The following is a 1,009-nucleotide window of genomic DNA, read 5'->3' as shown; positions in this document are numbered from 1 at the left end:
GGCACTGTAAAGCAAAAATGAAAAGAAAAGACCCGAAAATCAGCGAAAAACTCTACGCAACGAGGAAAAGCTCACGTTTACGCGATTTTGAAAGCACAAGGCCGGCACACTGAGCCGGTGTAAGGTTGTTCAATGCGGAATGAGGGCGGACAAAGTTGTAGAAAAAGATGAACATGGAAATGAGGTTGTTGGCGCAAGCAAAGGAAGAAAAACCCTGCTTGGTCTTGTACCAGGCCTTGAACTGCTTGTTAAAGCACTCGATGAGGTTGTTGGTGACATCATCGCGGAAGCTTTCCACGCGGATGTGCCGCACCCCATACAGGGTCTTGACGGGCATCCTGTAGGCCGGGTAGCGGTCGCTGACAATGGCCTGTGGCGTTCCTAAAGGCTTGGCAGCGTTCAGCACAGTAAAAGCCTGAGGGCTGTCCCGATGGCGGTCCAGGTGGAAGCCCAGGACAAAGCGTGTCTCGCTGTCCAGGATGAGCCAGAGGTAATATTTCTCGCCACGAATTTTGATGACAGTTTCATCGGCGTGCCACTCATCCGAGTTGAAATTCAGGGCTGGAATGAGCTGCAAGGCGATATTCTGGAACATGGGCGCGAACTTGGTGCACCAATTGCTGATGGTGGTGTGGGAGACCTGGACATTCATCACAGTACGCAGGATAAGGGCAATATTGCGGAATGAATTCTTGCCCAAGTAGAACATGCTCAGAGCCGTGAGAATCACATGGACAGGATAGCGCATCCGCTTGAAGTCTGTTTTTCCAAACAGCTTGGACATGGATGGGGCCGAGATGTCCGTAGGCTTTGGCACGAAGAAAGAGTGGCTGCACTTTTTGTCACAGCAGCGGTAGTTGCTGTAATGCTCCTTATCGTGGTGCAGGAAAGCAGCTTTGCCGCAGACCGGACATGAGGGGTAATTTTTCGTTCTGGGCCGCCCGATCTCCCGCCTCGCTTCCGGCGCCCACTGATGCCGGCATTTCTTGCACTGGTACTTTTGATGTCC

General features: G+C 52.1%; 1 protein-coding gene. It reads right to left on the bottom strand.

Features of this window, described 5'->3' with window-relative positions; all coding sequences use genetic code 11:
* Positions 1-52: 52 nt before the first annotated feature.
* Positions 53-1,009, bottom strand: a 957-nt coding sequence (locus D1841_RS17535; protein WP_160644951.1) for an IS6 family transposase, incomplete at its 5' end; no start/stop codon positions are given.

It is taken from the genome of Neglectibacter sp. X4 (assembly GCF_009917365.1).
In the GTDB taxonomy this organism is placed as follows: domain Bacteria; phylum Bacillota; class Clostridia; order Oscillospirales; family Acutalibacteraceae; genus Acutalibacter.
Note: the sequence above shows the minus strand (reverse complement) of the source record. Positions and strands in the feature narration are given on the sequence as shown.